Here is a 13,621-nt window from a genome sequence, read left to right as displayed (position 1 = left end):
GCGAACAGATGGATTCAAGGTTAAAAAGCAACCAACAAAAAAATAGTTGGATACGTTCCTAAAAAGAGTAATTCTACAGCCTCAACGCCCGCATAAGCTGCGGAACATGTTGGATGCTTTTTTGCGTCATTTTCTTTTAAGCAAAAAATAGGACAATGTGTGACGTCAGATTTAATGCGCTTGTTAAATGGATTTTATGCAAACACTTTTATTAAAGAACCAATAATAATACCAACTAACCCAGATACTATTGCGACCCACCATCTAGAGTCTTTTTTATGATCTATTTCGCTAGAATGTAAATTGATTGCAGTGTTAATTAACGTCGAAATATCATCGTTGCTTAATGGTACTCTAGAAATACGAACTCTCTGCTCATCAGTAAGAGCTTTAAATTTCTCTCTCGAAATTTTTTCTTCTAAGTCGACATTATAGAGTTTCTGATAATTTCTTCGCCAAACTAAAGACGCTTTATTACGACCTCCACCTAAACGAAAAAACTCAGGATGATCTTCAAATATTGTTTTCCAATATTCACCATTGGACTCATTACCCTCAATTCTTTTAGCCCAAGTAGAATGATCAGCTTTGTAAAACTTGTAAGTTGCCATTACTTGAATAGCAGCAATTACATCCGCCAATCTGTTTCTATTAGTTGTATATGGATTTCTCAAAATATCTCCGATATGAAGGTAGCCATTTAACAGCTTATTGAACACCACTTTGGGGGTTTATAACACCCCAAAACGGCGTATATTACATTGCTTAATAATTCCACTAAACAACTTCTATGTAAACAGGTAATTACGTATTTTGTAAAGTTATTGTTGTTAAAATACACCAAAACGACTTTTAATAATGTTATTGGACAAAACACGAACAACTGTCTATATATACAGTATGTTTTTAAAAGTTGAATATCATTTATGAAATCTCTCTTTCTAACCATGATTAAAGACCATATGTATAGCAAACGGTATGCAAAGAGCACTATTGAAGCTTATCTTTTTTGGATAGCTAGCTATATCCGCTTTAATAATATGCAGCACCCAAGCTCTATGGGAGACACTCAAGTAGAATCGTATTTGAACCATTTAGTAAACTCGCAAAACGTAGCGCAAGGCACACAAGCGCAGGCACTAAATGCGCTAAGTTTCCTATATAAAGAAATAATTAAGAGCCCCCTTTCATTATCATTAGACTTTGTAAAAAGTGAACGCCCAAGAAAACTACCCGTTGTGCTTACTCAAACAGAAGTTTCAGCGCTATTTAAACACTGTGTAGCAAAGCATTATTTACCCTGTGGATTACTTTATGGCAGTGGTATGCGATTAATGGAGGTACTGCGTTTACGAGTTCACGATATTGACTTTGACTATAACTGCATTCGAATTTGGGATGGCAAAGGAGGTAAAAATCGTGTTGTAACGCTTGCAGTAGAGCTCATACCGCAATTACGTTCTCAAATACAATTAGTTGATAGTTACCTGCAATTAGATCTGAAAAACCCCTTATATAGCGGCGCTTATATGCCGCATTTGTTACGTAAAAAATATCCAAACCATAATAAGCAGCTGGGATGGCAATATTTATTTTCATCACATAAATTAAGTCTTGATCCCGAGAGTAAGCAATTAAGGCGCCATCATATCGATGAAAAGCAATTACAACGCGCTGTTAAAAAAGCCGCTTTTGATGCACATATTAACAAACACGTTACGCCACATACTTTGCGTCACTCTTTCGCTACGCATTTGCTGCAAAGCGGCGCTGATATCCGCACAGTACAAACACAGCTAGGTCACAGTGATGTGCGTACTACGCAAATATATACCCATGTACTGCAGCAAGGTGCTAACGGGGTTGTTAGCCCTTTTTCAAGATTATAAGCGTCCCTTTTTAATCCTCTAGGCATACATACTCGCTTACGAATCAATACAGCTATCAATTTCGACTTTAAAAAAACACAAAAAAGCCCCGCTTGTTTTTACACAAGCGGGGCTCCACACTAATTTTTTACTCAAAAATAAAAGCGCCGATACTGCGGGCGCTTTGCATCATTGAATTTTATTACTTTAACTTACTGATTAACTACGCTTTTAAGCGGATTAATCGGCTGTGCGTTATCGTCTAGTAGGTTCATATCAAAATCGAACTCATCTACACGAATCGCTTTTTCACGTTTGATGTTGTAATCAATTAACTGAACGTGTTCAGCTTGCGTGATTACGTTTGCCGCTAGTGCGTTATCAAGCGTGATGTTAAAGCGTATACCTGGTTTAATTACTTTAGCACGTAATGCTTTTTTAACTTTAGCCAGTTCGCCAAGTGATGCCATTTTAGCTTTGTAAGCTTGCTCATTAATATGATGGCCATCGCCCACTACTGGTTTAACTAAATGCGTGATTTGCGCTTTAAATGCGGTATCTAGCTGAGCTTGCTTAGCTAGTTCGCGGATTAAATCGTCACTAATTTTTGGCATTTTAGTTGAGTAGTTCATTGTAATAAAACGAATAAACTTACGTGTACCACTTGCAGGGAAGTTATCTAAAAACTTATGCAATGCTTCTTCAGCACTTTGTAGTGCAAAACGAGTCGCGTAATGGAAATAAGGTGCTGCTTGCTCACGGTCACTACTTGATACTTTTTGCTCGTAGTATTTAATTGATGCCATAGCTGCATATAAGAAGCTCATTACATCGCCTAAACGTGCCGATAGCATTTCTGCTTGTTTTAACTTACCGCCAAGTACAAGTAACGAAAAGTCTGCGTACACTGCAAGTTTTGCAGATAATTTATGTACTGCTTTTTCGTAGTCGCGTACTTCTGGTAATTCAGAATTAGCACTTGCTGTAAATGGTAAAACACCTAAGCGGAAAGCACGTAAGCTGTTTGCTGTGCTGTAGCCAATTGTTTTACGTAAAATACCGTTAAATTCTTTGTCTGCGCCTTTGTCTTCGCTGTGAATTGACTCAACCATAGATTGTAAATATGGGTGACAACGCATAACACCTTGACCAAAGATCATTAGGTTACGTGTAAGAATATTCGCGCCTTCTACCGTAATGGCAATCGGCTGAGCAACATAACCACTTGCTAATGTATTTTGTGGACCGTTTTGAATCGCTTTACCCGCTTGAATATCCATTGCTGAATCAAGCACGTCGCGACCAAGCTCTGTCATGTGGTATTTAGCGATTGCAGTTACTACTGATGGTTTTAAGCCCATGCCTAAACCTTCAGTTGTAAGTACGCGCATTGCTTCTTGTAGGTATGTTTTACCTGCAATGTCGGCTAGTTTTTCTTGAATACCTTCAAACTGGCCAATGGCTAAACCAAACTGTTCACGCACTGCTGCGTATTCAGATGCTGATTTAAATGCAACTTGTGCTGTACTAACACCTAGCGCAGGTAATGAAATACCACGGCCAGCACCTAAACAGCTAACCAGCATTTGCCAACCACGGCCGATGTTTTTCTGTCCACCAATAACAAAATCCATTGGTACGAATACTTTGTTACCACGTGTAGTACCGTTGTAAAAACGAATACCCATTGGGTCGTGGCGATTACCAAGCTCTACACCTGGGTGCTCTTTAGGAATAAGTGCACAGGTAATACCTAAGCTTTCTTTACCACCTAATAAACCATCAGGGTCCATTACTTTAAAAGCTAAACCAAGTACGGTAGCAATAGGTGCAAGCGTTATGTAGCGCTTGTCCCATGTGATTTCAAGGCCAAGTACTTCTTCGCCGTTATACATGCCTTTAGTAACTGTACCAATGTCTGGAATGCCACCTGCATCAGAACCCGCTTCTGGGCTTGTTAATGCAAAACATGGAATGTCTGTACCATTTGCTAGACGTGGTAAATAATGTGCTTGTTGCTCTTGCGTACCAAAGTGAAGTAATAATTCACCTGGGCCTAACGAGTTAGGAACCATGACGGTTACCGCAACTGCTGAGCTTTTAGTCGCAATTGTGCCAACAATAGTAGAGTTTGCATAAGGGCTAAACTCTAAACCACCAAACGACTTAGGAATGATAAGCGAGAAAAAACGCTCTTTTTTCAAAAATTCTAAGATGTCATTTGGTAAATGAATGCCGTTTTGAATCACTGAATCGTCAATCATGCCCAATAACTCTTTTACTGGACCGTCTAAGAATGCTTGCTCGTCTGCGCTTAATGTAGCAGCAGGTACGTCGCGAAGTGCACTGAAATCAGGTTTACCTTGGTAGATAGAACCTTCAAGCCATACATCACCCGCGTCTAGCGCTTCTTGTTCTGTGATAGAAATACTTGGTAATACTTTTTTTAGTTTTGTACGTAAACTCATGATTGAACTCATCCGACCAGCTAAATAATACCTACATTACGTCATAAAAAATCGTTTAGATCAATTGCTCTATTCAATTAATTAACAGTTTTTTCAATTTATTTTCTTTACCTGAACGTAAACTGTTGAAACACAAAGGCTTACAGTTGTACGCTGAAAAAAAGTATTTTGATTAAAATGATGAATAAAACAGCAAAAGCTCTAGCGCTGTATCTATTTTTTTATGGGCATAAAAAAACGCAGCACAAATAGGCTACGTTTTTATTCAATTTGTAGAGGCTACATTATTAGTTAATCTAGCTAAAACTACCTAAATTTAAATCAAATTGTATAAGCGCTTCACTTAGCAACTTTAACAACTTGCTTGCCGGTAAAACCACCAGCAAGTTGTTTATTAAGCGCTTGCGATACTGAGTCAGCACTAAAATCTACGGGCGTTATTTCTGGGTGTTTAATGTCGCCACTAACAGCGCCTTCAAGTAACAGGTTGCCCATAAAACTCAAACGTTGTTGTGCACATAAACTATTAGCAAGCCATGCTCCACCAATTGATACTACGCTAATATTAGGCGCTCGGTGATACATTAAGTCTTGATCAAAACAAGGGAGCGGATTTAAGCAGGCAATACGTCCGCAAAAACGCATTAACTCAATATTACGCTGAGTACACTCACCACCAATCGTATCAATAACCGCATCAAAGCCTTGTGGGCCAAGTTCTCTGCGGATTTTTTCGCATAGCTTTTTATCGCTATAGTCAAAAACCACATCAGCGCCTAACTGCTTAACCAACTTATGATTACGCTTTGATGCTGTGGTAAATACGTCTGCACCGCGCTGTTTTGCATATTGAATAGCAAACTGCCCTACCGCTCCGGCTCCGCCTTCAATAAAAATAGTATCGCCTTCACTAATGCCTATTTTATCTAAACTAATAAGTGCTGCCATACCGGCGCATGGAAGTGTTGCTGCAATGGCCGGGTTTAAACCGCTTGGCACAACCGACACTGCAAAGTTAGGTACCTTGGTGTATTCGCTCAAAGCACCTTGCTCACCAATGTTGGCATGCCACATAACGCGCTGGCCAACATTTGGAAACACACCTTTATTAGCTTTAACCACAACACCTACGGCATCTAAGCCTAAAATGTGTGGATACTGCCATTTACAAAAGCCTGTTTTAGCAAATTGACCATCAACTGGATTTAAACCAACGTACTCTACTTTTACAAGCAGCTCGTTATCTGCACAAATAGGAACAGGCAGCTCAGCATCCGCTAAGTCAATTGCTTCATTTGGTTCTGGCAGTACAATAGCGCGCATAGTTTGCGGGATAATGTATTCATGTAAATTTTCAGTATTTGGCATCAATATAACTCTACTTATTAGTGTCGTTTAACGCATAACTCCATTGCCCATTAAATGACTGGTAAGCATTTACTTTGGCAAGCAGTGAAGAAATTGTTGTTTCAACAGCATTTTCTTGTGCTATTAAAACATCCTGGCGCGCATCTAACAACTCAAGGTAAGGAATTTGACCTTCTTCGTACATTGCTTGTGCTTGTAAAAATGCTTTATTAGCAAAGTCATAACGTTCATCGGCAAAGCGTTTTTGCTGTGCTTGATTGACCAACAATTGCAGTGAAAGTTCACTTTCACTTAGTGCAGTTAATACTACTTGTTGATAATCGCTGTACGCAGCTTCACTTAAAAACTGTTGCGCGTCGCGCTGTGCTAATAATGCTGGGTAGCTTAATAACGACCATTGCAATTGCGGCGCTACTTGCCACTGTTGGTCGGTATTTTTTAAGCCTGTGCTATCTATACTCACAACCCCTGCAAATGCAGATAAGCTAATATCGGGTAATAACGCTTTGCTAGCTGCAACACTTAAACTATTTGCTTGGCTAAAATCAAACAGCGCGCGGCTAATATCAGGACGCAAGGCAATGGCATTATTAGCGTTTTTTAGTGCTACGCTAAAGTCACGTTCAAGCACGCCTTGCTCGTTTTCAATAGCAATATTTTGCGCTAGCTTACCGCTTAGTACTGCAAGCGCAGATAAATCGCTGTATTTTGCATACTCAATAGCAGGCATTAATGCTTGTTGCTGCCTAAGCTGCGCCATCGTACGGTTTAAATCAAGCTCGTTTGCTACACCTTCGTCAACACGAGCTTGTAGTACGTCAATACTTTGCTCAAGCGCTTCAATTTGTAGCGTAACAATGTGTTGTTTTTCAACATTACCTTGATAACTTACAAAGCCTTTAACGACTGACGAAACAACTTCAATTTGCAGTAAACGTACTTGCTCTGCTTGGCTCATGGCTGATGCATTTGCAGCATCGACCAACGCCGTTATGCGACCAAATAAATCTAGTTGCCAATCAAGTGCAACGTTTGCACTTGATTGGCGGTCAAACACGCTTGGTGCATCGCTTCGAGCTGCGCCAACATTTACGCCACCTTGCGGCAGGTATTGGGCTTTTTGCTCTCCTAATCGCGCTAATGCACTTTTAAGTGTTAACTGGCTTGTTTGCAAATTATAGTTATTTGCAAGCGCACCAGTAACAAGCTCATTTAGTTGATCAGAATTAAGCTTTTTCCACCAGTTTGTCTCATCAGCAACGCTAACGTTACTAGCAATATTAGCTTTAGCAACAAATTCGTTAACGGCTTTTTGCTCGCTCATGGTGTCTATTTTACTCGCACATCCTGCTAAAAACGCAGCAACTAATACTGCACTGGCGGTCAGACTTGTTTTAAGTCTTTTTTGCATTAATTTAGTCATGAGTATTCTCCTGCGCTTTCTCTTTTTTGTTAGTCACTAACATATAAAATACCGGCGTAAACAATAGGCCAAACACGGTTACACCTATCATCCCTGAGAATACTGCGTTACCCATTGCGTGTCGCATTTCGGCGCCCGCACCGGTAGCAAGAACTAACGGTACAACACCTGCTGTAAATGCAATTGAGGTCATTAATATTGGGCGCAAGCGCATACGACATGCCTCAAGTATTGCCTCTAAGTGCGATAAGCCTGAGTCGTGTCTATCTTTTGCAAACTCAACCATCAATATCGCATTTTTAGAAGCCAACGCGACCAGTACTATTAACGCTATTTGGGTGAATATGTTGTTGTCAGAGCCGACAAACCACACACCTAATAAGGCTGAGAAAATAGTCATTGGTACAATTAATATAATTGCCAGTGGTAAACGTAAGCTCTCGTACTGCGCTGCAAGTACCATAAATACAAGTAATACAACTAACGGGAATACATAAACCATGGTGTTACCGGCAAGTACTTGTTGGTACGTTACTTCAGTCCACTCATACTCAATACCTGTTGGTAGTGTGTCTGCGAGTACTTTTTCAATAGCAACTTGTGCTTGGTCAGAGCTATAACCTGGCGCTGGGCTACCATTTAGTTCTGCACTTGGGTAACCGTTGTAATGCATAACACGGTCAGGACCAATTGTTGGTGTTACTGTTAATACAGAGCCTAGTGGCACCATATTTCCTGAGCGGTTACGTACTTTTAGATTAAGTATTTGATCAGGGTCTAAGCGGTAGTCAGCATCAGCCTGTGCATTTACTTGGTAGGTACGGCCAAACATATTAAAGTCATTTACGTACACAGAGCCTAAGTAAATTTGCAGTGCGTTAAATACTTCATCAAGTGGAATACCTTGAATTAGCGCTTGCTCACGGTCAATATCAATATCCATTTGTGGAACTTGAATACGGAAGCTTGAGTACAAGCCCATTAATGCTGGGTCTTGTTGCGCTTTACCGATAACAGCTTGCAGACTATTAAATAAGGCTTCAAATCCTTTATTTGCTCTGTCTTCTATTTGCAGTTTAAAACCGCCGGTAGTGCCTAAACCTTGAATTGGCGGCGGTGGAAATACCGCTACAAATGCTTCATCAATGGCAGCAAAACGTTTATTCAACTCGGCAGCAATCGCCATCGCTGATTGGCTTGGGTCGGTACGTTTGTCAAAGCTTTCAAGTGGTGTAAATACAATGCCGCTGTTAGGGCTATTAGTAAAACCGTTCACTGATAAGCCAGGAAAAGCAACTGTATGTGCAACGCCTGGTACTTCTAATGCAATTTGCTGCATTTGAGAAAGCACATCTTCAGTACGATCAAGGCTTGATGCATCAGGTAACTGCGCAATAGCCACTAAATACTGTTTATCTTGCTGTGGAATAAAGCCACCCGGTACGGTATCAAATAACTTAATTGTGCCACCAACAAGTGCTATGTAAGCCACCATAACAACAACGGTCATACGAATTAGTTTTTGTACCAGTTTTTCGTAACCTTTAGCACCACGATTAAATACGCGGTTAAATGGTTTAAATAACCAACGACCAAACAATTTATTAAGTAAACGCGTGAACGCATCTGGTTTTGCATCGTGCGATTTTAATAACAATGCAGCAAGCGCAGGCGATAACGTTAATGAGTTAAACGCTGAGATAATAGTCGAAATAGTAATTGTAAGTGCAAATTGCTTATAAAATTGACCTGATAAACCGGTAATAAACGCAGTAGGAATAAATACAGCACTTAGTACTAGCGCAATGGCAATAATAGGGCCTGTTACTTCACTCATTGCAACGCGGGTTGCTTCAAGTGGCGATAAGCCTTTTTCGATATTACGCTCTACGTTTTCAACAACTACAATCGCATCATCTACAACAATACCTATGGCCAATACTAAGCCAAACAACGATAAGGTATTAATTGAGACACCTAACCACTGCATTACGGCAAACGTACCAATAAGTGAAATAGGCACAGCAATTAGCGGAATAATTGATGCACGCCATGTTTGTAAAAATACAATAACAACAATAACTACCAATACAATTGCTTCAAGCAAAGTGGCAATTACCGCGTCAATTGAGCCGCGAACAAATACCGTTGGATCGTACACAATGTCGTATTCAACACCGGTAGGAAAATCTTTAGATAAGCGCGCCATTGTTTCGCGTACTTGATCAGATAGCTCAATAGCGTTAGAACCAGGGCGTTGAAATATTGGCATTGCAAGTGCTGGTTGATTATCAAGCTCTGCTCGAAGTGAGTAAGTGTCTTGACCTAAATCAACACGGGCTATATCAGATAAACGCGTTAACTGACCCTCGTCGCCTACTTTAATAATAACTTGTTCAAATTCTTCAATACTGTTTAAACGACCTTTAACGTTTAACAATATTTGAAATTGACTGTCGTTTGAAATTGGTTGCGCGCCTAAGCTACCTGCAGCAACTTGCTGGTTTTGCGAGCGAAGTGCTGTTACTACATCTGTTGCTGTTAATTCGCGTGCAGCAAGTGCATCTGGGTTTAGCCATACTCGCATTGAGTATTTGCCGGCACCAAACATGCGAATATCACCTACACCCGGTAAACGTGCAATTTCATCTTTAATGTTTAAATCGGCATAGTTAGATAAGTACGCTGTGTCGTGCGTTTTTTCAGGTGAATATAAATGCACTACCATGGTTAAATCTGGTGATGACTTTTCAGCCACAACACCTAAACGTTGTACTTCTTCTGGCAAACGCGGAAGCGCACTGTTTACACGGTTTTGTACTTGTACTTGAGCACGGTCTAAATCGGTACCTAATGCAAAGGTTACCGTTAGTGTCATGCGGCCATCACTGGTACCTTGCGAAAACATATATAACATGTTTTCAGTGCCGTTAATTTCTTGCTCCAACGGTGTTGCCACTGTTTGCGCAATAACGGTCGGGTTAGCACCCGGGTAGTTAGCGGTTACAACCACGGTTGGAGGAACTACTTCTGGGTATTCACTTACTGGTAGTTGGAATAGTGATATACCACCAGCAATTAAAATAACCAATGACAGCATGGCCGCAAATATTGGACGCTGTATAAAGAAATGCGAGAATTTCATCAATAAACCTTATTGCTTAGCCACAAGTTGTGCGTTGTCATTTAACAATGTAAATGCCACACCACTTGTATCAATTGTTACTGTTTGCGGAGAGATTGGCATACCAGGGCCTACGCGAGCTGGGCCATTTACAGCAATAACATCACCTTCGTTAAGGCCCGATGTAACCGCACGTAAGGCACCGTAACGCTCACCTGTAGTGATAAGTTTGTATTCAAGTACGTTGTTTTCGCCAACCGTTAATACAAAACGATTTTTTAAGTCGGTACCAATTGCACGTTCTGGGATAATAATCGCGTCGCTAATAGAATTTGCAGCAAGCTTTATACGTGCAAACGAGCCTGCGCGTAACTGGTTGCTGTCTTCATTAAATACTGCACGTACACGTAATGTACCTGTTGATGAATTAATTTGGTTATCAATAAAGTTAATGTAGCCTTTGTATGCAAAATCGCTTTGACCCACTTTTTGCATTACAACAGTTTGCTGACTCGCAGCAGTAACATCATTAAAAGATTGATTCCATGTGCGTTCATCAACATCAAAATAAGCGTACATAGCTTGGTTTGAAACAATTGACGTTAATACGCTTTGACCCGCAAGTATGTTATTACCTTTGGTAATATTTGCGCGAGAAATAATGCCATCAATTGGTGATACTACTGACGTAAACTCTAAATCAAGCTCTGCTGAAGTAAGTTGTGCTTGAAGTGCAGAAAGCTGTGCTTCGCGTTGGCGTAGTGTTGAAGTACGCGCTTGTGCTTGCTCAGTAGAAATTGCTTTACGGTCTAATAATCGTACCGCTCGTTTGTCTTCACTTTTAGCTTGCTCTAAGGCAGCTTGTGCGCTGTTGATTTGCGCTTTTAAACTAGCAACCACAGCAGCAAATGGACGAGCATCTAATTGAAATAAAACATCGCCTTCTTTAACCACATCGCCTTCTTTAAATTCAATGCTATCGATGATTCCCGATACACGCGGCATTAAAGCAACTTCTTGTGGAGACTCTAAACGAGTTGTATATGTGTGCCAGCTTTGTACTGGTTTAACAAGCACCTGTGCTACATCAATTGGTTGAAGTTGCTGTGCAGGTGCTGATTGAGCTGTGCTCTCATCGGCACAACCTGCTAGTGTTAAAGATGCCGCAGTAAGTGCAGCAGCAATTAGATGTTTGTTCATGAAGACGCTCCATTGTTGATTAGCCTCGCATAATACGGATTTAACCCGTGTTTAAAAACCATAGATTTTTAAATTCATTAATGCCAAAATGGCATCAATGAATTAGTTAAGGTGTAATAATGGATACAACAAGTCGACTTTTAATGTTACTTGAAGTGGTTGAGCAAGGCTCTTTTGCAAAAGCTGCAGAATTACGCAACATAGATCGCTCTGTTATATCTAAACAAATTAGCCGTTTAGAGGATGAGTTAGGCGTTAGGTTACTTAACCGCACAACGCGTTCGTTTTCGCTCACAGCGGCGGGCGCCGAAATGATCAAAAAAGCCGCTGAGCTTAGAGAGTTGCTCGGCGAAACAGTACGCATGGCTGAAAACTACCATTTAGAGCCACGCGGGGTGTTAAAAATCACGTCATCAACATTGATTGGTCGTCGTTATTTACAACCTGTACTTAATGATTTTCAAAAACGCTTTCCTCAAGTAGAAGTTGAACTGCGTTTAGACGATAGATTAGTAGATATAGTCTCTGAAGGATTTGATTTGGCTTTTCGTGTAGGTGAGCCTAAAGATTCGTCACTTATTGCACGTAAAATAGCGCGTAACCGATTATTAATTTTAGCTGCACCGCAGTTTATTGAAACTTACGGTATGCCAAAGACAATCGAAGAGTTAGCGCAATTACCAGCAGCAAGCTATGCCAGTAATTCTATTCGAGTAGAAACCATAGATTACTACGATAGTAAGGGTGAACGCTGCGAGCAAAAAATAAAAAGTGTGTTTCGTGCTAATGATGCCGAGTCATTGTTAATGAAAACATTATCGGGTACAACTTACTTTGTCGCCCCTGCATTTATTATTGGTGATGAAATAATACAAGGTAAGCTAGTGCCTTTATTGACCGATGTAAAACTGATGGAGTTTAGTGCGATGTATGCCGTATATCCGCACCGAGATTTACCAGTGAGGACCCGGTTGTTTTTTGATGCTGTGCGCGAGCATTTAGGAAAAGATAAACCGATTTGGGAAAACGGGATCCCCAATTTTGAGCAAATGTATTAAGTAACCCTGCTTAAGCAACTACCGTCTCATCGTCGTGTTCTTTTTTAAACTTACAATACACTTTATTGCGACCAAATTGTTTTGCTTTGTATAACTGTTTATCTGCTTGGTTTACAAAGCTTTCCAATGAATTAGTACTTTTAAATTTTGCAACACCAATACTGGTTGTAACATTAATTGCAAGGCCGTCAATGTCAAATGTGGTATTTTCAAAACGTGCTCTTATTTGTTCAGCGGTATTAAGTGCAGCCTCTTCATTTGCAAAAGAGCTAAATAAAGCAAACTCTTCACCACCTACTCTAAATACATACCCTCTACCAAGCACAACTCTTAGTAAAGTGGCCACTTCGATAAGTACTTGGTCACCGACACCATGGCCATGCTCATCATTTACCTGTTTAAAAAAGTCTAAATCGAGTAAAAACAAATATAACTGCGACTTATCTTTTAGTTCTACTTCAAAGTAGTGGTTCATTGAAAGGCGGTTACCTGCACCCGTTAATGGATCAAGTAACGCTAAATTTTTAAGGCGCTTTGAAAAATGCGAGCGGCTTCCTTCAAAAACATGAGAAATCGCCCAAATACTAAAATAAGCACAGATTAAATTAAGGGATAAGTTAAAAGTTTCAAAGGGGGCATGAGTAGACTTACTCCCTAAAATAAGCACTTGGATAACTAATAAATTTGCAGAGAAAATTACACCGTATTGTTTACCTAACAACAGGTAGTACAAAATAGGTAATGCAAACGACCATACAAACACACCATTACGTGGCGATGTTAAGTATGTACCTAAAATAATGATTAACGTTACCAGTGCGCACATTATTAAGGATTGCCAAAACTGTAGTGGACGGCGTGTAACTGAAATATAAGTAAATATACAATAAACGGAAAAACATATTTCGATATAGCCAAGTAATGGAAAGTTATTTACGGTTAAATTAACACTCGCAAATACTAGCGATAAAAAACCAAAACAAAGACACATCCATCTAAGAACGCTCTTCCTTAATGATTTAGTGCTGTTAAGTGCCGCAATATCCATTCTAATCACTTGATAAAATATAAAAAGTAAGTTTAACGTGAAAATATAATTTAACAAGCCTTGT

The 13,621-nt window shown here is 40.0% G+C and carries 9 protein-coding genes; 2 read left to right on the top strand and 7 right to left on the bottom strand.

Features of this window, described 5'->3' with window-relative positions; all coding sequences use genetic code 11:
* Positions 1 to 194: 194 nt before the first annotated feature.
* Positions 195 to 674 carry an N-carbamoyl-L-amino acid amidohydrolase gene (locus GQR54_RS08755; protein ID WP_240918911.1) on the bottom strand — a complete coding sequence of 160 codons (480 nt, stop codon included), beginning with the start codon at positions 672 to 674 and terminating at the stop codon, positions 195 to 197.
* Positions 675 to 926: 252 nt separating this feature from the next.
* Here GQR54_RS08755 and GQR54_RS08750 point away from each other — a divergent pair, with 252 nt between their 5' ends.
* On the top strand, positions 927 to 1,889 hold the full coding sequence (locus tag GQR54_RS08750) for an integron integrase (protein ID WP_166377215.1): 963 nt from the start codon (positions 927 to 929) through the stop codon (positions 1,887 to 1,889).
* A 191-nt stretch (positions 1,890 to 2,080) separates the two neighbouring features.
* Here the strand turns inward: GQR54_RS08750 and GQR54_RS08745 are convergent, their stop codons facing one another.
* The 5 genes from GQR54_RS08745 to GQR54_RS08725 all read right to left on the bottom strand — a co-directional run bounded on the left by GQR54_RS08745 (position 2,081) and on the right by GQR54_RS08725 (position 11,451).
* Positions 2,081 to 4,336: an acyl-CoA dehydrogenase gene (locus GQR54_RS08745; RefSeq protein WP_165740175.1), complete on the bottom strand. Its 2,256-nt coding sequence runs from the start codon at positions 4,334 to 4,336 to the stop codon at positions 2,081 to 2,083.
* A 339-nt stretch (positions 4,337 to 4,675) separates the two neighbouring features.
* Positions 4,676 to 5,704: a zinc-binding dehydrogenase gene (locus GQR54_RS08740; RefSeq protein ID WP_024608449.1), complete on the bottom strand. Its 1,029-nt coding sequence runs from the start codon at positions 5,702 to 5,704 to the stop codon at positions 4,676 to 4,678.
* Positions 5,705 to 5,714: 10 nt separating this feature from the next.
* Positions 5,715 to 7,127, bottom strand: a complete 1,413-nt coding sequence (locus GQR54_RS08735) for a TolC family protein (RefSeq protein WP_101217022.1) — start codon at positions 7,125 to 7,127, stop codon at positions 5,715 to 5,717.
* Complete coding sequence (locus GQR54_RS08730; RefSeq protein ID WP_165729477.1) at positions 7,120 to 10,272, bottom strand: multidrug efflux RND transporter permease subunit; 3,153 nt, start codon at positions 10,270 to 10,272, stop codon at positions 7,120 to 7,122. Before GQR54_RS08730 ends, GQR54_RS08735 begins: the two co-directional genes overlap by 8 nt.
* Before the next feature lie 9 nt (positions 10,273 to 10,281).
* On the bottom strand, positions 10,282 to 11,451 hold the full coding sequence (locus GQR54_RS08725) for an efflux RND transporter periplasmic adaptor subunit (protein WP_165740179.1): 1,170 nt from the start codon (positions 11,449 to 11,451) through the stop codon (positions 10,282 to 10,284).
* Positions 11,452 to 11,570: 119 nt separating this feature from the next.
* Here GQR54_RS08725 and GQR54_RS08720 point away from each other — a divergent pair, with 119 nt between their 5' ends.
* A complete protein-coding gene (locus GQR54_RS08720; protein WP_166377213.1) occupies positions 11,571 to 12,509 on the top strand; it encodes a LysR family transcriptional regulator in 939 nt (312 codons plus the stop codon).
* A 10-nt stretch (positions 12,510 to 12,519) separates the two neighbouring features.
* Here GQR54_RS08720 and GQR54_RS08715 read toward each other — a convergent pair whose 3' ends face one another.
* Positions 12,520 to 13,557, bottom strand: coding sequence for a GGDEF domain-containing protein (locus GQR54_RS08715; protein WP_166377210.1), 1,038 nt, complete (start codon positions 13,555 to 13,557; stop codon positions 12,520 to 12,522).
* Between the last annotated feature and the right edge of the window lie 64 nt (positions 13,558 to 13,621).

It is taken from the genome of Pseudoalteromonas sp. Z9A4, assembly GCF_011378845.1.
Lineage (GTDB): Bacteria > Pseudomonadota > Gammaproteobacteria > Enterobacterales > Alteromonadaceae > Pseudoalteromonas > Pseudoalteromonas arctica.
The sequence above is the reverse complement of the archived record's forward strand: the minus strand, read 5'-3'. Positions and strand labels throughout refer to the sequence as shown.